Annotated in this window: 19 protein-coding genes; 5 read left to right on the forward strand and 14 right to left on the reverse strand. The window is 69.8% G+C overall.

Annotated elements, in window-relative coordinates:
* Positions 1 to 46 precede the first annotated feature (46 nt).
* On the reverse strand, positions 47 to 1,207 hold the full coding sequence (locus HUA78_RS12260; protein WP_174476328.1) for a VCBS repeat-containing protein: 1,161 nt from the start codon (positions 1,205 to 1,207) through the stop codon (positions 47 to 49).
* 8 nt (positions 1,208 to 1,215) lie between these two features.
* Positions 1,216 to 1,674, reverse strand: coding sequence for a hypothetical protein (locus HUA78_RS12265; protein ID WP_174476329.1), 459 nt, complete (start codon positions 1,672 to 1,674; stop codon positions 1,216 to 1,218).
* Positions 1,675 to 1,793: 119 nt separating this feature from the next.
* On the opposite strand from HUA78_RS12265, the gene HUA78_RS12270 reads away from it, so the two are divergent.
* The gene (locus tag HUA78_RS12270) at positions 1,794 to 3,770 is read left to right on the forward strand and encodes a HEAT repeat domain-containing protein (protein WP_174476330.1); all 1,977 of its coding nucleotides are present in this window, start codon (positions 1,794 to 1,796) and stop codon (positions 3,768 to 3,770) included.
* Between the two features lie 131 nt (positions 3,771 to 3,901).
* The gene (locus HUA78_RS12275) at positions 3,902 to 5,056 is read left to right on the forward strand and encodes a hypothetical protein (protein ID WP_174476331.1); all 1,155 of its coding nucleotides are present in this window, start codon (positions 3,902 to 3,904) and stop codon (positions 5,054 to 5,056) included.
* 71 nt (positions 5,057 to 5,127) lie between these two features.
* Here HUA78_RS12275 and HUA78_RS12280 read toward each other — a convergent pair whose 3' ends face one another.
* The 6 genes from HUA78_RS12280 to HUA78_RS12305 form a co-directional block, all read right to left on the reverse strand.
* The gene (locus tag HUA78_RS12280; protein ID WP_217439210.1) at positions 5,128 to 7,164 is read right to left on the reverse strand and encodes an ATP-binding protein; all 2,037 of its coding nucleotides are present in this window, start codon (positions 7,162 to 7,164) and stop codon (positions 5,128 to 5,130) included.
* A gap of 270 nt (positions 7,165 to 7,434) precedes the next feature.
* Complete coding sequence (locus tag HUA78_RS12285) at positions 7,435 to 8,094, reverse strand: acyltransferase (protein WP_174456881.1); 660 nt, start codon at positions 8,092 to 8,094, stop codon at positions 7,435 to 7,437.
* Positions 8,095 to 8,148: 54 nt separating this feature from the next.
* Complete coding sequence (locus tag HUA78_RS12290) at positions 8,149 to 9,897, reverse strand: histone deacetylase (protein ID WP_174460003.1); 1,749 nt, start codon at positions 9,895 to 9,897, stop codon at positions 8,149 to 8,151.
* 204 nt (positions 9,898 to 10,101) lie between these two features.
* Entirely contained in the window at positions 10,102 to 10,530 is a 429-nt protein-coding gene (locus HUA78_RS12295; RefSeq protein ID WP_174476332.1) for a hypothetical protein, read from the reverse strand.
* Between the two features lie 47 nt (positions 10,531 to 10,577).
* Positions 10,578 to 11,282, reverse strand: coding sequence for a phosphatase PAP2 family protein (locus HUA78_RS12300; protein WP_254623673.1), 705 nt, complete (start codon positions 11,280 to 11,282; stop codon positions 10,578 to 10,580).
* A gap of 125 nt (positions 11,283 to 11,407) precedes the next feature.
* Positions 11,408 to 11,860 (reverse strand): biopolymer transporter ExbD, encoded by a 453-nt coding sequence (locus HUA78_RS12305; RefSeq protein WP_174476334.1) that lies wholly within the window; start codon positions 11,858 to 11,860, stop codon positions 11,408 to 11,410.
* 221 nt (positions 11,861 to 12,081) lie between these two features.
* Here HUA78_RS12305 and HUA78_RS12310 point away from each other — a divergent pair, with 221 nt between their 5' ends.
* The gene (locus HUA78_RS12310; protein WP_174476335.1) at positions 12,082 to 13,431 is read left to right on the forward strand and encodes an AHH domain-containing protein; all 1,350 of its coding nucleotides are present in this window, start codon (positions 12,082 to 12,084) and stop codon (positions 13,429 to 13,431) included.
* A gap of 9 nt (positions 13,432 to 13,440) precedes the next feature.
* Complete coding sequence (locus HUA78_RS12315) at positions 13,441 to 14,007, forward strand: imm11 family protein (protein ID WP_174476336.1); 567 nt, start codon at positions 13,441 to 13,443, stop codon at positions 14,005 to 14,007.
* Positions 14,008 to 14,021: 14 nt separating this feature from the next.
* Here HUA78_RS12315 and HUA78_RS12320 read toward each other — a convergent pair whose 3' ends face one another.
* From HUA78_RS12320 to HUA78_RS12345, 6 genes are all read right to left on the reverse strand, one after another.
* The gene (locus tag HUA78_RS12320; protein WP_174460009.1) at positions 14,022 to 14,264 is read right to left on the reverse strand and encodes a hypothetical protein; all 243 of its coding nucleotides are present in this window, start codon (positions 14,262 to 14,264) and stop codon (positions 14,022 to 14,024) included.
* Positions 14,265 to 14,326: 62 nt separating this feature from the next.
* On the reverse strand, positions 14,327 to 15,052 hold the full coding sequence (locus tag HUA78_RS12325; RefSeq protein ID WP_217439211.1) for a hypothetical protein: 726 nt from the start codon (positions 15,050 to 15,052) through the stop codon (positions 14,327 to 14,329).
* Positions 15,052 to 17,073, reverse strand: coding sequence for a serine/threonine-protein kinase (locus tag HUA78_RS12330; RefSeq protein ID WP_174476337.1), 2,022 nt, complete (start codon positions 17,071 to 17,073; stop codon positions 15,052 to 15,054). The genes HUA78_RS12325 and HUA78_RS12330 overlap by 1 nt, the downstream gene beginning before the upstream one ends.
* A gap of 46 nt (positions 17,074 to 17,119) precedes the next feature.
* On the reverse strand, positions 17,120 to 18,127 hold the full coding sequence (locus tag HUA78_RS46365) for a hypothetical protein (RefSeq protein ID WP_254623675.1): 1,008 nt from the start codon (positions 18,125 to 18,127) through the stop codon (positions 17,120 to 17,122).
* 106 nt (positions 18,128 to 18,233) lie between these two features.
* Positions 18,234 to 18,968 (reverse strand): Dickkopf N-terminal cysteine-rich domain-containing protein, encoded by a 735-nt coding sequence (locus HUA78_RS12340; protein WP_174476338.1) that lies wholly within the window; start codon positions 18,966 to 18,968, stop codon positions 18,234 to 18,236.
* Positions 18,969 to 19,181: 213 nt separating this feature from the next.
* Positions 19,182 to 20,924, reverse strand: a complete 1,743-nt coding sequence (locus tag HUA78_RS12345) for a sigma 54-interacting transcriptional regulator (RefSeq protein WP_174476339.1) — start codon at positions 20,922 to 20,924, stop codon at positions 19,182 to 19,184.
* 135 nt (positions 20,925 to 21,059) lie between these two features.
* Between HUA78_RS12345 and HUA78_RS12350 the strand changes: the two genes are divergently transcribed.
* Positions 21,060 to 22,472, forward strand: a complete 1,413-nt coding sequence (locus HUA78_RS12350; protein WP_174476340.1) for an NAD-dependent succinate-semialdehyde dehydrogenase — start codon at positions 21,060 to 21,062, stop codon at positions 22,470 to 22,472.
* Position 22,473 lies beyond the last annotated feature (1 nt).

A 22,473-nucleotide genomic window follows, 5' to 3' on the forward strand; every position in this document is an offset into this window, starting at 1 on the left:
TCAAGGTGCCGCGAAAAAACCGACGTCGCTCCCGAGTGCCGCGCGGCTAGGGCTCACCACGAGTCGTGGAGCCCAGGAGGACCTCCACGGAGTCCGGCGTCGTCCACGCCAGGTCGGGGAAGCCATCCGCGTCCAGGTCCTCGGCGACCAGGGACGTGGGCGTCACACTGGACGCCACGCGCATCGGAGCCCCCAGCTGTCCGTCCGCCGCTCCGAGCAGCAGGTAGACGCCCCCGGACATCCCGGCGTGGGCGATGTCGCTGCGCCCGTCCTGGTTGAAGTCCGCGACCACCACCTCTCCTGGCTCGTTGGCGAGGATGGATTGGGTGGAGGTGAAGCCGCCCTTGCCGTCGCCCAGGTGCAGGGAGAGGTAGCCACTGTCCGACAGGCCGTGGGTGATGACGAGGTCCAGCTTGCCGTCGCCATTCACCTCCACGGGAGCGAGCCGGAAGGGCTCGTCATCCGCGGACCCGCTGAGCTTGAGCGGAGGGACGGCGGTCAGCTTCTCGTCCTTCCTGGCGAGCAGGATGTCCACGGTGAAGCTGTTGGTGTTGAGCACCAGGACGTCGGGCAGCGCGTCGTCGTTCACGTCCGCGACCACCAAATCCCGGGGCAGTCCGGTGACGGAATGCGGCACGGCCTCACCGAAGGAGCCGTCGCCCCGGCCCTTGAGGGAGGTGATGTTCCAGAAGCCCGCCGAGCCCGCGTTCTTCGTTATCGCATCGAGGTGCCCGTCCCCATCCAGGTCCGCCACCCGCACCTGCTGCGAGTGATTGCCCAGCGAGTAGGGGATTCCCGCCAGGAACGCGCCATCCGCCGCACCCAGGCGCACCGTGAGGGCGTTGGAGAAGTGGCCGACGATGAGCAGGTCCTGGCGGCCGTCACCATTCACGTCGCTGACGGCCACGTCCATGGGCGTGGTCCCCGCCGCGAGGCACCGGGGCGCCGCGAAGCCTCCCCTCCCCACACCCTGGTGGATGCAGACCTGCTCCTCCTGCGAGGCCACGAGGACCAGGTCCTTCACGCCGTCGCCGTCCACGTCCGCGACGTGCAGCCCTCTCGCCTTGGAGCCTCCCGCCGACAGCGTCACGCGGGCCTCCGGGAAGCCGAGCCATTGGGCGTCCGAGAGGACTCGCGGGGAGATGGTGGAGGACGTACACGCCAGCCCCGCGCAGCAGCCCAGCAGGAGGTGGTGGAAGCGGAACATGGTGCGTCCTAGGGCTGGAGGATGGGAACCGCGAAGGGGTCCCCAAGGGCGCGGGAACATGAGGGGTCCGACGATGGACAGGCCGCGGTGAGCCCACCGGGACACCCACAGTCCACGGGGCAGGTGTTCACCGTCTCCGCGGTGCAGATTCCGTCACCGCACCAGCAGTCGCCCGGACAGGTGGCCTCCGTCTCCGCGCCCGCCTGACAGAAGCCGTCCCCGCACCCCAGATGGCAGGAGCCCATGCAGGAGTCGGACAGCGAGGAGACCTGGGCGACAGGGCACGTGCGGACGGACTGGCCTTGCGTGCCGAGCGCGCCAGGCGGTGGGAGGTCTTCCCGAGCGCCACAGGCCGCGAGCAACGCCAGCGAGAACCCCACCAGCCAGCGCCACGGCCCCGGATGCGAAGCACGTCGAACCTCGCACACTCCGGGTATGAGATGACGAAAGCGGAGTCGATTCAGCATGTCAGCCCCACGATAAGGGGTTTCGCTATATTCTCGGAACGCTGGCGTTCCCAGTCATTCAATGACAAGCGTGGTTTGGGACACACACCCCTGTCAAGGAAGCGTCCTCGGGAGACTCCATGCGCCGCAAGCGGCTGCACGTTGTCGGGTTGGCGGCGTTCCTGCTCCTGTTGGGGCTGGGCGCCGTGTGGTGGAAGCAAGCGGGGGAAGCATCTTCCGCCCCGGTGGGAAACGCGGCGCCGATGGTGCGGGCTTCCACGAGCCCACCACCCGCCGAGGCCATCCCGGACGCGCGCGACGAGGCCGGAAGGCGCGCCTGGGTGCCGGGCACGCTCCACCGTCACGCGTTGAGCCTGGGGCTGACAGTGTCCTTTGGCCAACAGAAGACCCCGGCCACAGCCACGGCGCAGGGCATGCGCTTCGCCCTCCAGGGTGAGTGGGACGTGGGCATCGTCTCCGTCGAGGGAGACACCGTCCTCGTCCGCCTCCACCTGAGACCGGCGAGCTTCGGGCTGGAGGTGGAGGGCCAAGGGGCGCTGTCGCCCGAGACGCGGCAGGCGATGGTGACGGCGCTGTCGCTGCCCTTCTTCGCGACGCTGGACAGGACGGGCGCGGTGTCGCTGACACACTTCGAGCAGGGCGTGGACGAGCTGGCGCGCGGGCTGCTGCGCTCGGTGTTGGCGTCCTCCCAGTTCGTGGTGAACGGCGTCCCCGGGACGACGTGGCGAACCGAAGAGCAGGACACCTCCGGCCAGTACGTCGCGGAGTACCAGCGCCAGGGGACGAGCCGCTTCGACAAGCGCAAGCGGGCCTATACCTCCGTGGCCACGCCACAGGGACTCCAGCCGCTGGGCACCGAACTGCGCATGAGCGTCGGCGGCGGCTCCACGTTCGAGCTGGGTGAGGGCGCGTGGCTCCAGAGCGTCCAGACGCGCGAGCAGCTCACGGTGGAGCCGGGCGAGGGCCTGCCCACGGTGACGAACGCGACGGAGCTGACGTTGCGCCTGCTGGAGCGTCGACAGGAGCCCTCGCTGCGCGACGCCTTCGCCGCGCGCGCGGGCTTCTTGAACACCGCCGCGCTGGCCACCTTCCAGGGGCAGGCGACGGACCCGCTCGCCCATCATCGACAGGTGCTCGGCTCGCGTCGCTTCGAGGACATCCTCGCGGACCTGCTCGCGCTGCCCACCGACGAGAAGGCCCGCGACGACGCGCGGACGCGGGCCCTGGAGCAACTGCGCGCCCTGCTGCTGCTCCACCCCGAGGAGGCCGCGCGCATCCCCGCCCTGCTGCGCTCGAAGGACCTGTCCCCATTGGCCGCGAGCGCCATGTTGGGCGCGCTCTCCGCGGCGAGCACGCCCGAGTCCCTGCGCGCCCTGGCGTCGGCCACCGTCGACACCGCGCTGACGACGGACGTGCGCATGGACGCGGTCTCCGCGCTGGGCATGGCGGACAACCCCATCCGCGAAGGCGTGGACACGCTGCGCCAGTTGTCGCGGAGCGAGGACCCGAGGCTGCGGGGCACGGCGACGCTGGCCCTGGGCAACTCCGCGCTCCAGATGAACGACACCGACGCGCGCGGCTCGGAGGCGCTGGTGCAGGAGTTGAAGAACGACTACCGCGCCGCGACGAACGCGGAGCAGCGGGCCCTGCTGCTGCGCTCGCTGGGCAACACGCGGGCTCCGGGCGCGCTCGAGTCCATCGCGGACGCGCTGCGCTCCGACTCCGTGAAGGTCCGCGAGGCGGCCATGGTGGCGCTGCGCGGGATTCCCGGCCCGGAGGCGGACCGCCTGCTGCTGGAGCGTCTGGTGAACGACCCTGTCTCGGAGGTGCGCCGGGGCGCGGTCTTCGCCTGCGGCTTCCGTCCCCTGGAGCCCCTGCTGCTGCCCGTGCTGGGACAGGCGCTGCGAGAGGACGTGTCCGACGGAGTGCGCTCCGATATCATCCAGCTTCTGGGCCAGCACCGGGGCAACACACCCGGCGCCCTGGCCCTGCTGCGCTGGGCGAGCCAGCACGAGCGCAATCCCGACATCCGTCGCATGGCCACCACGTACGTGGAAACCCCCACCACACCTGTTCCCTCTCAGTCAGCGCCCTGAAGTTGACGCGACGGACCGTGGAAAGTCAGACATACCGACCCGGCTCGCACCGTGTTTTCACGAACCAATCACATCCAACGACTTCACCCGGAGTAAATAATCGGCCTTCCACCCATCCCCCGGAGGCCCACATGAACAGGGCACTGTCGCGCTTCGTCGCGATGATGCTGGCCGTGGTTCCAGGACTCGGCGCAGCGCAGAGCTACGTCGACCCGAACCCCTACGTCGTCCAGCCCTCGAAGTATCCCTTCGCCGTCTACGCCCCGGGCTACACGCTCAACAACAAGGTGGCGTGGGAGTCGCAGGTCGCGCCGTTCGTCCCGGGTGCCAGCTACACGACGACCCAGGAGTACGCCATCCTCCAGGACGAGACGAACCGGACGGGAGGCCAGCTCCAGTACGACGCGTCGGATTTCACGCACAACATCGACGTCCAGCAGGCGGTCATCCCGGAGGCGTTCCAGCACCAGGTCCCTCCGCCGACGGAAATCATGCCGTGGACCAACCCGTCGCAGACCTTCAACAAGTCCTACGTGCGCACGGAGAAGTTCGGCAACAGCCTCTTCGGCGCGGGCTACCACCTCAGCGCGCTGCTCACGGCCGAGACGGCGACCATCAACGCGGACAAGAAAGTCGTGGCGGTGGCGGACGGCAGGCTCTTCGCCGCCGTGTTCTCCTCGGAGCACGACGTGGTGCGCGGGCGCGCCCAGGTGGTGGGGCAGAACGGCGGCGACAACAGTGGCACGGCGGCGCTCTACGTGCTGGGCCAGGAGGTCTGGTCCACCAGCCTCTACGCCACGTACTCCCCGCCTCCCATCAACTGGAGCCGGACGTTCTTCTCCGCCTCCAAGACGTTCATGGTGGGGCCGGTGCCCATCACCGTGAAGGCGTCGCTCTCCGGCGGCGTGAAGCTGGCGGTGCAGGGGCTCATCGGCCCCACGGTGGCGCGGCTGTCGGCGATACCGGGCGGCTGGTCCAACGTCGCCGCATCCGCGTCAGTGGATGTCATCATCGTCGCCTTCGGCGTGGAGGGCAGCCTGGCGCTCATCAACGCCACCCTGCCCGCCTCGGGCGAGGTGTTCTGGCCTGTCTGCACGCTCGACTGGAAGCTGAAGACGGACCTGGACCTGAACACGCTCTCGGGGACCCTGAAGGCCTTCGCCCGCGTCCGCATCCTCTTCTTCAAGAAGACCTGGTGGGTGACGATTGCCCAGTGGGCCGGCATCACCCACAAACGGACGCTGCTGGGAGTCGAGGGCTCACAGCCCCTGGGCATCTGTAGCTGACGCGCTGAAAGAAGACGCTCCACCTCGCGGGCCAGTCACGCGCGCGAGGTGGAGTCAGTCGCCGCCCGGGCTCACAGGCCGTGACGGGCGACGGTGTCCAGCGGGGACGAGGCGTGCAGGGCCACGCGGAAGGTGGTGCCCACGCCCACGGACGACTCCACGGAGATGTGGCCGCCCAGCGCGGTGACGATGGTGTCGCAGATGGACAGGCCCAGGCCCGTGCCCAGGCCCGCGGACTTGGTGGTGAAGAACGGGTCGAAGATGCGGCGCAGGTGCTCCGGAGGGATGCCGCCCCCCGTGTCGCGCACCTCCACCAGGACGCGCTCGCCGTCTTCCGGCCGCGTGGTGATGCGAATCTCGTTCGTCTCCGACTGGCCTTCTTCAATCGCGTGCGCGGCGTTGATGACCAGGTTGAGGAACACCTGGAACAGCTTGCCCTCGTTGCCACGCACCGGAGGCACCACGCCGTAGCTCTTCACCAGCCGCGCCCGGGGACGCACCTCGCTGGCCGCCATCTGCGCCACCGAGTCGAGCACCCGGTGCACGTCCACCGGCTCCTCGCGGTTGTCCTCCACGCGGGAGAAGACGCGCAGCTGGCGGACAATCTGCCGCATCCGCTCGGCGCCCTCGCGTGCGTCGTCCAGCACCTGGCGGCACTCCACCAGGTCATCGGGCGTCAGCGGACGCGCGCGCGGGCCCACCGTGGCGTGCAGGAAGTCCAGGTTGGAGAGCACGTAGGCCAGCGGGTTGTTCAGCTCGTGCGCGATGCCGGCGGCGAGCAGGCCCATGGAGGCCATGCGGTCGGCGAGGATGAGCTGCGCCTGGGAGCGCTTCCGCTCCGTGAAGTCGCGCGCCATCGTCACCCAGGCGGGAGCCCCGTCGAAGACGACGGCCAGCGTCACCAGGTCCGCCACCACCGTCTCGCCGTCGCGGCGCACCAGCGGCACCTCCACCGCGCGCGCCGCCCGTTTTCCCTCCAGCGCCTGGCCCAGGTAGAGCTGCGCCGCGCTCCGGTCCTCCTCGCGCACCAGCTCCAATACGTGCCGGCCCACCAGCTCCGACGCGTCCCGGTAACCCAGGTACTGCACCAGCGCCGGGTTCACCGACAGCAGCACGCCGTCCCCCACGTGCACCATGACGGGGTCCGGGAAGGCTTCGATGAGCAGGTGGACGCCGGCCTCGGTGCGCCGCAGCGTCGTCTCCGTGCGCACGCGCAGCGCCTTGTCCGTGCGCTGCTCCAGCGCGAGCGACAGCGTGCCCGCGGCGCCCGACAGGAGGTTGACCTCGATGGGCCCCCAGGGCCGCGCCTCGCGACAGTTGTCGAAGCCGATGACACCGAAGAGCTGCCCATGCACGTGCAGCGGCAGGAGCAGCACCGAGCGCACGCCCTGCGCCTCCAGCATCGGCCTCAGCACGGGCGTGAAGCTCCAGGGCAGGCCCTGCACCGGCTCGCCGCGAATCAGCGCGGAGGCCTGCTCGGGCAGCAGCGCCTCCAGGAGCGGCAGGCCGTGCATGTTCGGGTCCTCCAGGTTGGGAGGAATCCCCGGCTCGCACCACTCCGCGCGCTGCGAGGCGAGCGGCGCGCCTTCCGCGCTGCGGTGCATCTCGAAGACGTAGACGCGGCTGGCGGCGGACACGCGGCCCAGCGGCTCCACCACGGAGGCGTACAGGTCCACGGGGAGCTGGTGCGGCATCATCCGCCGCTGCACCTCCACCATCGTCTCCAGGTAGCGCTCGCGCGTGGCGACGGCCTCCTCGGCCCGACGGCGGGAGTCGATGTCCAGCAGCGTGCCCACCACCTCGCCAGGCAGGCCCGGCACGCTCCGGGCGGCCAGCACCACCCACCGCGCGTCGTCGCCCACGGACAGGCGCAGCTCCTGGCGCGCGTCCGGGAGCCGCTGCGTGGCCACCGCCTCCAGCAGGGTCCTCGCCGCCTCGCGGTCCGGGGGGTGTACGGCCTCCAGCAGCGGGTGTCCCTGGAACACCGCGCCGAGCGTCCCGGTCAGCTTCTCCCAGCCGGGGCCCAGGTAGGCGACGCGGCCGTGGGCGTCGAGCTGGAACACCACCTCGCTGAGCAGCCCCTCCAGCACCTGGAGACGCCGCGCCATCGCGGCCCCGCTGTCTGGGGATGACGAGGGTGCTCGGGAGGAATGGCCACCCGCGCTCGCCTCGGGAACCGGTACCGGGGCCTCGACACGCCCCACGTCCCGCCGCTCGTCTGCCACTTCGGCCTCCTGCGCCCTCGGCGGGGGTCCAGCGTCCAGGCAGCGCACATGGCTGCCAGAAGCCTGTCCAACACCCTGTGCCCCTCCCGGTGGCGACGTCTTCTCCAGCATAGAGCCGGCGAATGTCGGGAAGTCAATGAAGGCGGAGAAGGTTCACTCCTGGTCGCCCGGTTCCCACCCGCCCGGAGCCCCCGAGCGGTGGCGCTGGCGACGGTCCCCGAGCACACGGGCGGGCACCCCACCGACGACGGCCCAGGCAGGCACGTCGCGAGTGACGACGGCGCCCATGGCCACCACGGCGTGGTCCCCCACCGTGACGCCATCCGTCACGCCCGCGTTGGCACCTATCCACACATCCGCGCCCAGGGTGATGCCCTGGGAGGTGACGGGCTGGTCTCGCACGGGGCGGTCCGGGGCGAGGCCGTGGTCGAAGGCATAGAGGGTGGCGCCGGTGGCGATGCGGGTGCCCTCGCCGATGCGGATGCCACCGGCGCCGCCGTCCAGGCTCACGCGGGCGTTGAGGCTCACCCGGGGCCCGAGGACGACGGGGCCGTGGACGAACGCGTCCGCGGCGATGCTGCACCCGGGGCCGATGACGACCGCGCGGCCGGGCTCGGCGAAGATGCGCGCCTCCGGGGCGATGAAGCAGCCCTCGGCGATTTCGACGGTCTCCAGCTCACGCAGGCGCTCCTGCACCTCACGCTGCCACGCGTCCGCCCACTCGCGGTGGCGCGGCTTGAGGGAGAAATAGAGCCACGGCATCCACGAGAGCCGGAGCTTGTGCTGCTCACGGCGGAGCGCGTCCAGGTCCACGCCCCCTGCCTACCATGAGCCCCGGGGGTTCGGGGTGGGCGAGCAGGCGGGGGCTCAACCGTGCCGGGACTCCACGGTGAAGTGGCAGCGCTCGCGCTCGGCGGCGATGACGTCGGTGTCGACGGGGACGGGCTCCAGGCGCAGGACGACGTCATCCGGCTCCCAGCGGTAGGGCTCGCCGTTGAGCGACACGCGGCCTTCGGCCACGGCGCGAGTGGCTTCGAGCAGGGGCAGGTGGGCCAAGTCTCTCATCATCGCCTCGAAGCGGCCCTGACGCGCGGGATCCACGAAGCGGAAGCGGGCCCGGGCGACCACGGCGAGGTGGTACCACATGGGCCGTGAGGCCACGCCGGCGAGGCCGAGTCGTTTGGCCATCAGCACGAACATCTCGGTGGCCTCGCGCGCGAGGCCGAGGCCGGGGACGTCCTGGCCTGGGAGCTGGGGGCGACGCTCGCTGAAGCGCGCGCGGGGATGGCGCAGGCTCAGCCAGTTGACGAAGAAGAAGGGCTCGCCCGCGATGGTGCGCCGCTCCACGACGGCGTCGACGAGCAGGTGCTCCTGTCCGCCCGCGCGGCCCAGGACCTTGATGCGGTCTCCGACGCCGGTGGAGCCCACCTCGACACGCGGCCGGCTGTAGCCCAGGCGCTCCACCTGCCACAGCAGGCCATAGCGGAAGAGGGCGTACTCCAGTGACTGCGCGGTGTAGTAGCCGAGCACGCGGGGCTGCAACGTGCCGCCCAGGCCGAGCGAGCCCTCCAGGTCCTCCAGCGTGAGCGGCTCATCGAGCGGCTCGCCTTCCTGCGAGAGCAACCGGGAGATGCGCTGATAGCGGGCGCTCAGCGGGTCATAGCGCGCCTTGATGCGGCGGCCGCCCATGCCGGACAACACGAGCACGGTGCCGGCGAAGACCTTCCATGACTCGGCATGGTAGCCGCCGCCGGGGAGCCAGACGCTCGGCACGCCGCGCAGCGCGCGCGCCAGGAGCTGGTCTCGTCGTCGCGCGCCTTGCACGGTGAGGCCCACGCGTCCGAAGCGGTCACCAGCGAGCACGTCGCAGCCGGCGATGACGAAGGCGAGGTCGGGCTTGGGCATGCGCGACAGCGTGGCCTCGAGCAGCGCGAGGTAGCCGTCGTCGGTGATGCCCTCGGGCACGCGCGTCTCGTCGACGCCTTCGGGCAGCGAGCCCCAGTCGCTGCCGGACAGCGAGCCAATCCAGACCTTCGGATGTCCGGCGAGACATTCGGCCGTGCCATCGGGAGGGTGGGCGTCGAGGTCGAGGACGACAGTCTGTCCTTCGTAGCCATCCGCGTTGAGAGAGGCGAGCGCGATGGCGATGTCGTTGACGGCGCAGAAGCCTCCGCCGCGACTGGGGGCGGCGTGGTGGAAGCCGCCGGACATGTTCACCACGGGGCCACGGCGGCCGAAGGCGAGGCGCGCGGCGCCGAGGGTGCCGCCACAGACGAGACGCACGTTGGACAGGAGGGTGTCCACGGGCACTTCGGACGGGTCCACGGCGTAGATGCGAGCCAGGGTCTCCGGGAGGCTGAGTGACTCCAGGTAGGTCGCGTCGTGGACGCGGGACATCTCCGCGTAGCTCACGGGCCTGGGCCGGTAGACGTCCGAGGGGCGGACGACGTGCTTCTCCAGCAGGTACCAGGTGGTGAAGTCGACGCCGCGGGGTTCGACGCCGACGGTGGACTCGATGCCGGTGAGGGGGAGTCGGTAGTCCTCTTCGTAGAAGATGGGGACGTGCTCGCTGCGCAGCGAGGGGAACCACCGACCCAGCCAGCTCCAGACGCTCATGCCGCGAACCTCGCGGAAGAGGGGAACGGTCGCGGTGGGGAGGGACGGGAGAGACAGCGCACGGGGCCGTGACTTTCGCCCAGAGGGCGCCTCGTGGGGGCTTTTTCGTGAGGCACAGGGTGGGGCGCGTTCATGCCCGACGCTGGGACCGACGCCCTCTCGGTCTCCTGGAGGCCGAGCAGCCCCGCTGGACGAGTCGTTGGCCTACTTCTGCACGGAGAGGATGAGCCACCGGCCGACATCCACGGCGTAGACGATGGGCGTGTCCGAGAGGCTGGGGCCTTGTAGGTCGCGACATGCATTCGCGCGAACCGCGAAGCTGACGAAGACGACATTCTCAGGACCAGGAACAGCGGTCACGTCGTAGGACTCACGGCGCAAGGCGCAAAGCTCGGTGGGGGTCGCGTCTCGCGGAGGCTTGGTTCCCAGGGGAAGAAAGTCCTCCATGGCGAAGGCAATGGCCGCCGCGATGGGACCAGGGAGCACGTGTTGCCCTTCCGTGGGCAGGACGACGGGGAACTTGTAGTGGGCTGCTTCCTCAGGCGTGACCTTCGCGGGTCGAGGGCTTGAGCGAAACAGCGCGCACCCCGACAACAGAATCAGCCCGAGCGATACCAGCGACATGCGACCCATGCGTCCACCACTACAACATCTGCGCCCTTCGAGGACTCAATTACCTGTCATTCCACCTCGCGCCGCGTCTCTTCACGCAAGGCCGGGCTGCGGCGGCGCAGTCCGCGCGCCACGAGCGCCGTCAGCAGCGCCCACGCGAGCCCCGCCACCCAGCCGCCCAGCACGTCCGTGGGGTAGTGCACCCCCAAGTACACCCGTGTCAGCCCCACCAGCAGCGGGAGCAGCAGCGCCACCATGAGGATGTATGCCTTCACGCGCCTGCTCTCCGCGAGCTGCGCCAGCAGCGCTCCCAGCGTGAGGTACACGATGGCCGACAACATCGCGTGTCCGCTCGGGAAGCTCGTCGACATCACCTGCTTCAGGTGCGGCACCACCGAGGGTCGCGGCCGGGAGAAGAACTGCTTCAGCGCCCCGTTCAGCAGCGTCCCACCCACCGTCGCCACGAGCACCAGCAGCAACGTCCGATAGCGCCGCACCAACACCAGGAAGCCGCACACCGCCAGCGTCACCAGGAACAACACCGGAGCGCCCCCCAGTGACGTCACGTCCTCCGCCGTGAGCCGCAACCACCACGGCCCCCTCGGCACCAGCGGGTCCTCCGGACTTCGCAGCGCACGCAACACCCGCTCGTCGAAGTCCTGCGTCTCCCCCTCCGACACCTCGTCCGACAACGCGATGAACCCGAGGCAGCACACACCCAGCAGCAGCAGCATCCCGAAGAGCCGCGTCACCGCCACGTTCTGCTGCGACATCCTCGCCCACAAGCCACGCCACATATCCGTGGCACTATGCCTGGGCTCACGCACGGAGGCCCGCGTGACTTACGGACTGTCGTCTCGTGGGCTCCGGCCCCATCGCCGGAACCCACGGACACGCATCAGGGCTCCAACGGAAACGGCATACCGGAACTCGCCTCTCCCTCGGGCTTCACCACCGCGAGCGACACCCGCTCCGCTCCGGAGCCCTTCGCCAGTTGCATCACCTTCTTCACGTCCCCGTACGTGAGCGACTGGTCCGCCTTGAGCAACAGGCGCCGCCCAGGTTCCTGCCGCAACACGGCCTTGAGCTTCGCCTGGAAGGCACGCTCGTCCGGATAGGCATCGGACTCCACGAACAGCTTCCGGTCCGGCGTCACCGAGAGGACCAACGGGTCGGGCCCGTCCTCTTTCTCGATGTGCTCCGCCTGCGGAAGCACCACGTCCTTGCCTCGCGTCATCATGGGCGTCACCACCATGAAGATGATGAGGAGGACGAGCACCACGTCGACCAGGGGCGTGACGTTGATGTCACTCTTCACTCCACCCCGGCCACCACCGATGGACATGCCCATGCGCGACTGCTCCTTGCAGGAAGGGACAGCCTCATGGGTACACGGGCACGAAGACCCGTTGGCGGGCGGACGTCCCGCGTCGGGTCATCGTTCCGTCACGACATGGGAGAACTGCTACCTGCCCAGCCGGAGCCGGTCCTGCCCCGCGCTACGTAGTGTCTGGCTCGTCTGATATTCCTTGCCTGGTCTCGTGGGACCGACCTCGGAACCGGAGGACTTGGATGAGCGCGCGCGGGGTGATCTGGCTGGTGCTGGCACTTGCCGTGACGGGCTGTTCAACAAGCCGGGGCGTGCGCCTAGACACGGGGGACGGACATTCTCTTGTCCACACACCGTTCGTTGAAGACGGCGTCGAGCCCGTGGAACTGGACGACGATGAATTCGAGGAGACCGTGGTGGCGCTCGCCCAGGACGTGCGGCCCTTCGCCAACCCCCTGCGTGAGGCCCGCCAACTCTTTGGAGTCCCCGAAAGAGGCGGCGTGTACCTGTACCAGCCTCGCGGCCCCCGGCTCATTCCCCAGGACAGAGAGAAGGACCCAGACGGCCCGCATCTCCTGGAGTCCTACGCGGATGACGAACTGACACACGCCTATGGACGCTGGTGCGAGCGCAAGTCACAGCCCGGCGACTGCCTGCGCCTGCTGGCCGAAGGCCCGCTGCTGGCCAGTGACGGCAAGTACTCACTGGCCATGGCCATCGCCATGGACTCCGTCTGGGAGGAGACAGCAGAGGCCCTGAGAGACATGGCGGACCCGCAGGCGCTGCTGGCGACGGTGAGTGCCTCCGTCAGCATGTACCTGCTCCTTTGGTCGCTGCCCGAGCCGGTGAGCAAGGGCCTTGCCGCACTGCTGACCGCCACGGCCATCGCCTACCTGGGCGTGGACACCGTGTGGACCCTGCTGGATGGATGGGTGGCTCTCGTGCGCGAGGTAGACCGGGCCACCACCTTCGAGCAGCTCAGCGAAGCCGGCGAGGCGTATGGCGAAGTCCTCGGAGAGAACTCGGCCCGCATCTTCGTCATGCTGGCCACCGCCGCCATTGGCAATACGGCGGGCCTGGCAGCCAAAGCCTCGCGACTGCCGGGCTCGGCACAGGCTGCAGTCGCATTGGAGACGCAGGCGGGCTACCAATACGTGGCCGTCGGAAGCGTGAAGTCGGTGGCGATGGCGGCCGAGGGATTCACCGTCGCACTTGCGCCCAATGCGGTCGCCATGACGGCCCGGGGCATGCGCGGCGGTCGAACCAGGGACCACCACCTCGCCACCGACAAGAACAGCGTCTCCATCGCGCGCGGCGGGCCCTGGACGCCACGGTTCAAGAGAATCTTCAAGAAGGCCGGGATGGAGTTGAAAGACCCCGAGAACATCGTGCCGGTCGAGGGCCACCAGGGGCCCCATCCGCAGAAGTATCACGAACTGGTCTTCAGGCGGCTGGACAGTGCGACCGCACGCTGTCGCTCGGTGGATGAGTGCCGCAATCTCCTGACGAAGGCGCTTCAACGACTGGCCAGGGAAGCTGTCACGAAAGGGACGGACATCAACAAGCTCCTGACCGAGCGCCAGCAGCGGTAGAACCACACCATGCCCACTCGATTCTTCGACCTTGCCGAGAACGTTCAGGCCGGGAGCTGGTACCTGGGGGACCCCGAAGACGAACGCGGCCAGGAAGTGGAGGACCCCTGGGTCTTCAGGGCGGGGCGGCCTGTCCAGCTCAAAGGCCCTCTGAAAGTACCCATCGACGAGCCAGGCAAGGCGCTGGACTTCTCCACGGCGGGCGCGGGCGTGACGCCTGTGGTCCACGTCAGGGTGGCTGAGATTTTCAAGGAACTGGCCCCCGATGACGTGCAGTTCATCCCCGTGGACATCAAGGGGCACCCGGACCAGTACCTCATCCTCGTGGCCACGAAGCTCATCCGCTGCATCGATGACGCAGCGTCCAAGGTGCAGCATTGGAAGCCAGAGGATGGACTCCCCGAGAAGGTAGGCCAGTACTACGCCGTCGATGACATGCGCATCGACCTCAGGAAGGTGGGAGATGCCAAGGTCTTCCGCACGGAAGGCTGGGACATCGCGCTCATCGTCTCCGAGGGCATCAAGATGGCTTTGGAGCGAGCGAAGGCTACAGGCGTGAAGTTCTCGCAGGTGTAGCTTCTTGGGGTCTTCTACCTGCCCAGCCGGAGCCGGTCCTGCCCCGCGCTGCCCAGGGCCGCGCCGAACACGCAGAAGAAGTGCAGCACGATTCCGGGGAACAAGAAGAACCAGTACCCCGCGCCGACGAAGCAGAACCACAGGATGGCCCGGAACAACTGGCCCTTGTAGAGCTGGCCCAGGCCCGGGATGAAGAACGACAACACCCCGGCAATCAGGGGGTTGAAGCGGCGCTCGCGGATGATGTCGGTGGTCATGTTGGCCTCCAGTCCTCCGCTCTTAAAAGCGGGCTCCCCGAAACGAAAATCCCGCCCGTCCCTCAGGGCACCGGGCGAGCAGACGGGGCCGGCGTCAACACCATCCCATCCAGGACACCATACGCATACGCCGCCGCGAAGGCATAGGCCCCCACCAGGTACGTCACGTTGAGCGTCCGCGCCGTCCCCGCGTCACTCGCGCTGTAGCGTCCGTCCGCCCCCCGCATCGAGAGCGAGGTCCCCAGCGAGACTCCCGCCACCACGAGCCCCAACCCCTGCGTCACCGCCAGCGCCGCCCCCATCCCCGAGCGCCCGTGCTTGAAGTGCCCCACACCAAAAGGCGCCAGATACCAGGCGCGAGTCAGCGTCGGCGAGGCGGGCACCTCGACCCGTTGCACGGCCTCGACGATGGGTGTCGGCGGCGGGAGCAGCCGAGGACGCCGCTCCGCGCTCAGCTCCGCGATGCGCGTCTGGTGCTGGGCACGCGCGTGCTCCACGAACGCAAGGAAGTCCGGCGGATACAGCAACGGGTCCAGCACCGAGTCACCGTGCACGGCCAACCCTCGCACCACCTCATCCTCCGCGCGGGCGAGCTCTTCTTGCGCGTGGAAGGTGGCCGCGAGCAGCAGGTGCGCCTCCGCCTCCAGCACGTCCCCATCGAGCCGCAGCGGATAGAGCAGGGACTCCAGCTCGGCACGGGCCCGCGGTAGCTCGCCGGACTGGTAGGCACCGCGCGCGCCGTCGAGCGGAGACGCCGCGAGCACCATCATCACCAGGGCCGCGCTCATCACTGCGTCACGTCCAGCGCCACTTCGAGACGACGACCCGCGACCACGTCCACCTCTCGCTGCAAGGGCAGCGCACCCGCGCGGCGCGCCGTCACCGTGTGTCGCCCATGCTCGACCGGCACTGGACCCGAGAGAGGCGCGACGCCCACCTCCCGGCCGTCCACGAAGAGTCGCGCACCCTCGGGAGCGAGGATGAACACCTCCGCCTTGCGCAATGACAACACCACGTCACGCGTCACCGTCTCCCCGGGAGCGAGCGTCACCTCCACGTTGACCTCGTCACACAGGGAGTTGACGAAGCGCAACTGGTAGGTCCCCGCTGGCAGCGAGAGTTCACGCACGCGAGGCGTGTAGCCCCGACTCTCGCCGTTCACGAACACCTCCGCCCACGGGCGCGCCGTCACCTTCAGCACCGCGGGACGCGCGGGAACGGAGGTTCCCACGCCAGGACCTGTTGTCGTCGGCACCGGGGACGAAGAGGCATCAGAGCCGGGGGTTCCCATGTCCGAGCCCTTCGTCGGCACTGGGGACTGGGAGGCATCAACGGATTCCCCTCTCGTCGAACGTCTCGTCGGCACGGGCTTCGCGGAAGCCACTTCCCCCGAACGACCCCGTGCTCGCCAGGCCTCCCGTATCTGGAGGTCTGAGTTCGGAGCAGGCACCTCATCATCCGTAGGCGCACCAGGCAGCGTGGCGGCGGAAGTGGAGGAGGCATCAACGGGCCGCTGCTCTGGAGCCACCTGCCCTGACGGAGACTCCGCTCCACGCGACGGCGTCTCACCTTCGACTCCCTGGGGCGCCCCCGTCGCGATGGGGTCCTCATCGGCCCGAGGCGCGGACTTCGCGCGCTCGCCAGGCACGGTGACGCCCGCCACCTCCACACCGGAGGGCTCAACCCCGCTCCGTCGAGCGAGCGTCCATCCACCCCACCCCACCGTCGCGCAGAGCACGAGCCCCACGCCCACGGCACCAGTCCTCCACCCGGAGCGCCTCGGCCGCTCGCGCAGCAACGCCACCACCTCGGCGGAAGTCGGCTCCAGCACCAGCGCGGCGTTGAGCACCTTCGCGGCCCGCGCACCCTCGCCGCGCGCCAGCAGTCCGCGCCCTTCCCCCAGCAACCGCTCGAAGCGCGCCCGGCGCCACTTCATGGCACCTGCCACCGGATTCCCGAAAAACTCCCGAGCCACATCCGCGGGAGGTCCCACCCTTCGCTGGAGCAACTCCTCCAACTCCGACGCCAGCACAGCCCCGTCACGAGGCCTGTCCCGCGCGTCCTTCGCCAGACACCGCGCCACCAGTGACGCCAGCGGCTCGGGTGTTCCCGGCACGACCTCCGTCAGCGACGGAGCCTCCTTCGTCATCACCGACGCGGCCAGGTGCGCCGCGCCCTTGCCCGCGTGCGGCGTCGTGCCCGAGCACAGCTCGAACAGGATGACACCCACCGCATACACATCCGAGGCGGGCGAGTACGCGCCTGTGTCGATACGCTCGGGTGCCATGTACGGCAGCGAGCCCGTCACCGCGCCGGTACTCGTGAGTCGCTCCTGCTCCTCCAGCGCGGCGAGGCCGAAGTCCGCCAGCTTCAGCGGCCCTCCTTCCGCCACCAGCACGTTGTCCGGCTTCACGTCGCGGTGGACGATGCCGTGCGCGTGCGCCGCCGCCAGCGCCCGGGCGAGCTCCCAGCCCAGCACCATCACCGCCTCGGGCGGCACCGGCGAAAGCCTCCCCGCCAGCGCGCGCAGGTCCTCGCCCCGCACCCACTCGCAGACGAGGAACGGACCATGGGCGCCATCCTCGCCGTAGTCGTGGACCTCCAGGACGTTGGGGTGGTGGAGGGAAGCCGCAAGCTCCGCTTCCCTGCGGAAGCGCTCCGCGCGACCCGTGCCGCCTCCCGGATGCATCCGCTTCAATGCCACCGGGCGCGACAGCCGCAGGTCCGTGGCCAGGAAGACCGTGGCCATTCCCCCACGCCCCAACTCCCGATCGAGTCGGTAGCGGCCCGCAAGCACCTCACCCGTCATCACCCGGGCATTCTCGGGGAGCGGGCCCCCGCGAGCAACTCGGGGATTACAGCGACAGCCGACAGGCCTTCGTGTCCCCCGCCTGCTCGCAGGCCCCCACCGCGCCCCCAGGACAATCCCGGTCCAGCCGGCAGGGCTGCCGACACCGCAAGGCCGCCCCCGACGACAGGCACACTCTACACGGCGAGCAGTCCATCGAGTTCTCGCAGACCTCCCCCACCGACGCCGGCGCGCCCGAGCACGCCTGCACGCACAGCCCGTCCGGAGCGCACTGGTAGCCCGGCTCGCAGAGGCCGCCACCCGCATTCGGGTTGCACTTCTCCTCGCACCGCAGTCGCTCCCTGGGGCACCCCGCGAAGGTGGGACATTCGAGCGAGTCCACGCACGCCTCCCCCAGTCGAGGCCCCACGACACACTCCTCGTTCGAGCACCGTCGCCCAGCCCGACACGTGAAGTCCGACGCACACGTCAGGGTGCACTTCGAGTCCTCGCAGGCCGCGGCCGAATCCGCGCACTCACACGCCCGCGAGCACGCACCGCCCACCGCCACCGTGCTCGAACACCCCGCGTCCGGCGTCCCACACCCCGTGCCCGTACAGCCCGCATCCGGCACCTCGCACCCCGTGCCCGTGCAGCCTCCGTCCCCGGACGTCGTCACCGGCACACAAGCAGTCAGTGGCTCGACCACCTGGGGCACCGCGCCACAGCCGTACCCCGGACGAGCACAGTCCTCGCCACAGGCCCGCAGGCACTGCCCCAGCTCCGTCGCGCACACGGTGCCTCGCGGACAGTCCCGCGCCTCGGAGCACTCCCGCAGGCAATACCCGCCCGGAAAGCCCAGGCCGCAGGTCAGCCCCGCGCCACACTCCGAATCCGCGCCACAGGCCTCCCCCACCCGCTCCGAGTCCACGGGTTCACAGCCACCCCGCACACAGACCTGTCCCTGGGAACAACCCTGGGACTCGTCGCAGCGGATGCGGATGTCGAGCGGACAGCCCGGCGCGACGAGCAACACGAGCGCGGGCAGCAATAAGAGCAGGAGGAGGCGGCGCATCACCAAGGCCCGGTCGACTCTACGCGGAGGGAGGCTCGAAGCGCAGCCCCCCACACCGGAGGGCCCTGTGCTCCCCGACGCGGGAACACAGGGCCACTTCCGCTCACTACATGCAGGTGCCGAGGACGCCCGGCGCGGAGAAGCACTGGCCGCTCTTGCAGTGCGCGTTCTCCGAGCACGGGAAGCCGAAGGCACCCGGGCTGCAGAAACCGAGGACCGCGCCCGTGAAGGGCTTCACGCAGCTCCACGACGAGGGGCAGTTCGAGTTGTCACGGCAAATCCCCTGCATGCAGAAGCGGCCCTTGTTGGCCAGGTAGCCGTCGTTGCACACCGCGCCGCCCAGGCCCGTGGGGCATGCACCGTCCTCGGCGCACGGCGCGAAGCTGGCGCAGTACGGCTGCCGCGAGCCGTCGTCATCCGGGTCCAGACAGACGGAGTAGTTGTCGCAGCCGTCCTTGAAGTCGCTCGTCTCCGGGTTGCACGAAGGCGGGTTGGCCGGGGGCGCCAGACTGCACAGGCCCTCGATGCAGACCTGGTTGCTCAGGCACTGGCTGTTGGAGGTGCACGTCGGCACGTTCTTGCTCTTGCAGTAGGAGGCCAGGGTGCCCGTGTCCTCGGCGTCGCAGTACTGGTCCGCCGCGCAGTTGGCGTTCGACTGACAGCCAAGCGCACACAGGCCGTTGAAGCAGAACTGCCCGGAGGGACAGGCCTTGCTCGCGCTGCACAGCGCGCCACTCTGCTCGCTGGGGTTCTCGTCGGGCCCCCCGCCGTCATCGTCCTTCGTGCTGCCACAGCCCACGACCGCCAACGCCAGGAACAGCCCCATCGCGAAATGCTTCATGTTCGTCTCCCCGAGGTTCGGTTGCACCGTGGCGGCCCTCCGCCAGCGTGCGATGACGACCCCCATCGCAACGGGCGTGCCGCGGCCTCGCGAGACACCGAATCGCCCCGATTCCACGGGGTTGCATGACGGCCCAGGCCCTCAGAGGACCCGGCGCCGGGGGAAACGTGCCAGGACTGGCACGCGGACAGGGCCTCCCGAGGAGGCGGCCTGTCAGTCCCCCTCGCCCAGGTAGCGGAACAGCGAGCGCAGGCCGATGCCCAGCGCCGCCGCCGCGTCCTTCTTGCTGCCGCCACAGCGGGCAATCGCCTCGCGAACGTAGCGCTGGACGAACGCCTCCCTCGCGTCCTCCAGGGGAACCATCGGCGTGGCGTCACCGCCCAGCTCCAGGTCCTCGGGCCTCAGCAGCTCGTCCGTCGCCAGCACCGCCGCGCGACGCACCCGGGACGCCAGCTCCCGCACGTTGCCGGGAAAGGGATGGCCACGCAGCGCCTCCGTGGCCTTCTGCGTGAAGCCTCGCGCCTTGCGCGACTCCTGCGTCAGCACGTGGTGGGCGATGAGCAACACGTCGTCACCGCGCTCTCGCAGCGGCGGCACATCCACTCGCACTTCCTCCAATCGGAAGCGCAGGTCCGCGCGGAAGCCGCCGCGTCGCACCGCCTCCTCCAGTGCAACGTGCGTCGCCGACACCACGCGCACGTCCACCTTGCGCGGCTGGTGCTCGCCCAACCTCGTCACCTCGCGCTCCTGCACCACGCGCAAGAGGCGCGTCTGGAGCGACAGCGGCATGTCCCCAATCTCATCCAGGAAGAGGGTGCCTCCGTCGGCCGCCTCCACCAGTCCCGCCCGCTCCGAGCCCGCGCCGGTGAAGGCGCCACGCGCATGGCCGAACAGCTCGCGCTCGATGAGGCTCTCCGGCAGCGCCGCGCAGTTGATGGCCACCAGCCGTCCGCGCCGCCCGCTGCGCCGATGGAGCGCCCGCGCCACCAGCTCCTTGCCTGTCCCCGTCTCGCCTTCGATGAGGACGTTGAGTGGGGTGGGCCCCAGTCGCTCCACCTGACGGTACAGCGCGCGCATCGCCGGGGACTCGCCGATGAGCCCTTCGAACGTCGCGGCTTCGATGCGACGGGTGAGGCCGTCCACTTGCGCGCGCAGCTCCGTCAATTCGCGCCGGGTCGACAGGAGCAGCGCGGTCAGCGCGCAGAGCGCCATGGCCTCCTCCAGCTCCACCGACGAGAAGGCCGGCGCACCGAGTCGTCGCCCCAGGTACACCACCGACAGCGGCACCGACTCCACGCGCAGCGGCACCACCAGCGCGGAGCCCAGCCGCAGGGCCTCCAGGCTCGGCGCCCTCGCCAGCGCCGCGTCCGCTTCCACGTCCGCCACTCGCACCGGCGCACCGGACGTCAGCACCCGGTCCACCAGGCTGTCCACCACCGCCGCATCGGGGCTGGTGCCCGTGGCGCACAGCACGCGCCGGGGCCCCTCGCGAGAGTCCGCGGTGACGAGGAAGCCCACGTCCGCGCCCACCACGTCGGCGAGCCCCCGCATCGCCACCTCCAGCAGCTCCAGCGGAGGGCGCTGCACGAGCAGCCGTGAGGACAGCTCCGCCAGCACCGCCACCAGCCGGCCATCCCGCCGAGGCACCACCTCCGCCGCGTCGCGCGCGACGGGCTCCACCGCGTCGACGAGTTCCAACTCCACCGTGCCCACGCGGAAGCGGTCCCCGGGTTCCAGCGGCGCCAGGTCCACGCGCTTGCCTCGGACCTTGATGTCGCAGCCCTTGCCCGCCGGGGACACGCTCCAACCTCGCGCATCGCGGAACAGCAGCGCGTGGCTCGGCTTCACACCGGGCGCGCTGAGCACGGCGTCGCAGGTGGCATCAGAGCCCACGGAGACGACGGGCTTGTCCAGCGGGAGACGGCGGCCGTCAGGGAGGACCAGGAGCTGGGGCATGGCGGGAGCGGACCGACTTGTGTCGCATATCAGGAATGAGGGAGGCGGGCGCGTGCGGGGCCTGACGCTCCCTCCAGCGAGGCATTGTCCGGACGCATCCGGCTGCTATCACAGGGCCCCCGGAAGGAGCTTCCCATGGCCATCGCCACCATCGACCCGACGACGGGCAAGACGCTGCGCACGTTCAACGCCCTCACCCCGGCCGAGCTGGAGTTGAAGCTCCAGCTGTCGGCGGACACGTTCCGCGACTATCGCCAGACGTCCTTCGCCGAGCGCGCCCGATGGATGCGCCGCGCCGCGGAGCTGCTGGACGCGGAGGCGGAGCGCTTCGGCCGCATCATGACGGAGGAGATGGGCAAGCCGCTGGAGGCCGCGAAAGCCGAGGCTCGCAAGTGCGCCACCGCCTGCCGCTACTACGTGGCCAAGGCGGAGGGGCTGCTCAAGGACCGGCCCATCGAAGTGGGCGGCGACACCGCCTTCGTCCGCTACCAGCCGCTGGGCCCGGTGCTGGCCATCATGCCGTGGAACTTCCCCTTCTGGCAGGTGGTGCGCTTCGCCGCCCCCGCGCTGATGGCGGGCAACGTGGGCCTGCTCAAGCACGCGCACAACGTCCCCCAATGCGCGCTCGCTCTGGAGGAGGTCTTCCTGCAAGCGGGCTTCCCGGCCGGCTCCTTCCAGACACTGCTCATCGAGACGGCGGACGTGAATCGCGTCATCGAGGACCCGCGCGTGCGAGCCGTGACGCTCACCGGCAGCGAGGCCGCGGGCCGCTCGGTGGGGGCGTCCGCGGGCAGGTCCCTCAAGAAGGTGGTGCTGGAGCTGGGCGGCAGCGACCCGTTCGTCGTCATGCCCAGCGCGGACCTGGACAAGGCAGTGGAGACCGCGGTGTCCGCGCGCCTCATCAACAACGGCCAGTCCTGCATCGCCGCCAAGCGCTTCATCATCGCCGAGCCCATCGCCGCCGAGTTCGAGCGCCGCTTCGTGGAGCGCATGAAGCGCGTCACCGTGGGCGACCCCACGGACCCGAAGACGGACGTGGGGCCCCTGGCGACGGAGGGCATCCTCAAGGGCCTGCACGCACAGGTGGAGGAGAGCGTGAAGGCCGGGGCGCGCCTGCTGCTCGGCGGCAAGCCGCTGGAGCGTCCGGGGAACTTCTACCCGCCCACCGTGCTCGCGGACCCGCCCCCCAACGCGCCCGCCTTCCATGACGAGCTGTTCGGCCCGGTGGCCACGCTGCTGCGAGCGCGCGACGTGAAACACGCCATCGAGCTGGCCAACGCGACGCCCTTCGGCCTGGGCGCCAGCGTGTGGACGAAGGACGCGGCGGAGCAGCGCCAGTTCATCGACGGCGTCGAGGCGGGCATGGTGTTCGTCAACGAGATGGTCGTCTCGGACGCGCGGCTGCCCTTCGGCGGCGTGAAGAACTCCGGCCACGGGCGCGAGCTGGCCGACCTGGGCATCCACGAGTTCCTCAACGCCAAGACGGTGCGCGTGGCCAGCACGTCCGGAGGCGAGTCGTCGCCCAAGGGCCGCGCCCTCAGCGAGTAAC

It is taken from the genome of Myxococcus sp. CA033, assembly GCF_013336625.1.
GTDB classification, from domain to species: Bacteria; Myxococcota; Myxococcia; order Myxococcales; family Myxococcaceae; genus Myxococcus; species Myxococcus llanfairpwllgwyngyllgogerychwyrndrobwllllantysiliogogogochensis.